The sequence below is a fragment of the Pseudoroseomonas cervicalis ATCC 49957 genome (genome assembly GCF_000164635.1).
GTDB lineage: Bacteria > Pseudomonadota > Alphaproteobacteria > Acetobacterales > Acetobacteraceae > Pseudoroseomonas > Pseudoroseomonas cervicalis.
Genome location: NZ_GG770922.1, coordinates 1 through 1,445, shown reverse-complemented (window position 1 = coordinate 1,445; position 1,445 = coordinate 1). Strand labels below are relative to the sequence as shown.

Annotated in this window: 1 protein-coding gene; it reads right to left on the bottom strand. The window is 76.7% G+C overall.

Going from position 1 to position 1,445, the window contains the following annotated elements; all coding sequences use genetic code 11:
* Nucleotides 1–167 precede the first annotated feature (167 nt).
* The coding region (locus HMPREF0731_RS20365) for a UDP-N-acetylmuramoyl-L-alanyl-D-glutamate--2,6-diaminopimelate ligase (RefSeq protein ID WP_007006112.1) at nucleotides 168–1,445 on the bottom strand (1,278 nt) is incomplete at its 5' end.

Here is a 1,445-nt window from a genome sequence, read left to right as displayed (position 1 = left end):
CGCATCGGCCACGAAGTCATGCCCGTCGCGGGCGTCGCGCAGCGCCACGAACAGCTCGCCCGGGCCGGTGGCGCGGCTGTCGATGCCGACCGAGCGGATCTCGAGCCCCTCCGGGCAGCTGCCGCCGGTGGCCTGGCGCAGCTCGGCCGAGGTCCAGAGCGGCGCGCTCATGCCGCCACCCCGGCCAGCCGGCGCACCGTCTCGGCATCGTCGAAGGGGTGGGTGACGCCCTGGATGGTCTGGCCCGGCTCATGCCCCTTGCCGGCCACCGCCAGCACGTCGCCGGGGCCGAGCGCCGCCAGCCCGGCCTCGATCGCCGCCGCGCGGTCGCCGATCTCGGTGATCGCGGCGCCGCCCGCCATGCCGGCGCGCACCGCGGCGCGGATGGCGGCCGGGTCCTCGCCGCGGGGGTTGTCGTCGGTCAGGATGGCGTGGTCGGCCAGCCGCGCGCAGACCTCGCCCATCAGCGGCCGCTTGCCGCCGTCGCGGTCGCCGCCGGCGCCGAAGACGACATGCAGCCTGCCCTCGGCATGCGGGCGCAGCGCCGTCAGCAGCCGCTCCAGCGCGTCCGGGGTGTGGGCGTAGTCGACATAGACCGCGGCGCCATTCGGCAGCCGGGCCGCCAGCTCCATGCGGCCGCGCACGCCGGTCAGGCGCGGCAGCAGCCCGGCCACCTTGTCCGCCGGCATGCCGGCCGAGACGGCGAGGCCGGCGGCCAGCATCACATTGTCCGCCTGGAAGCGGCCGGGCAGCGCCAGCAGCAGCTCGGCGCGGCGGCCATAGAGGGTCAGCTCCAGCGCCTGGCCATCCGGGCGCGGCGTGTGGCGCAGCAGGCGGATCGCCTCGCCGGCCTCGCCCACCGTCGCCAGCCGCAGATGCCGGCGGCGGGCCACGGCGCGCAGCGCCTCCAGCATCTCGGGCGCCATGTCGGCATTGGCGACGGCGCCGTCGCCCTGGTCCAGCAGCGTGTCGAACAGCCGCAGCTTGGCCGCCGCATAGGCCGCCATGCCGCCATGATAGTCGAGATGGTCGCGCGTCAGGTTGGAGAAGCCGGCCGCGGTCAGCCGCAGCCCGTCCAGCCGCCGCTGCTCCAGCCCGTGCGAGGAGGCCTCCAGCGCCACCTTCTGCACGCCGGCGCGGGCCAGCCCGGCCAGCGTCTCGTGCAGCAGCACCGGGTCCGGCGTGGTCAGTGAGGGCGTCTCGGGGAAGCCCGGCGCGCGCAGGCCGAGCGTGCCGAGCGAGGCCGCCCTGTCGCCCGCCAGGGTCCAGATCTGGCGCAGGAAATCGACCGTGCTGGTCTTGCCATTGGTGCCGGTGACGGCGACCGCAATGGCCGGCTGCTGGCCGTGGAAGGCCGCGGCCATGCGCGCCAGGGCGCGGCGCGGGTCGGGGTCGGTCAGCAACGGGCGCGGCGGCACGCCGGGCGGCCAGTCGGTGCCCTCCGG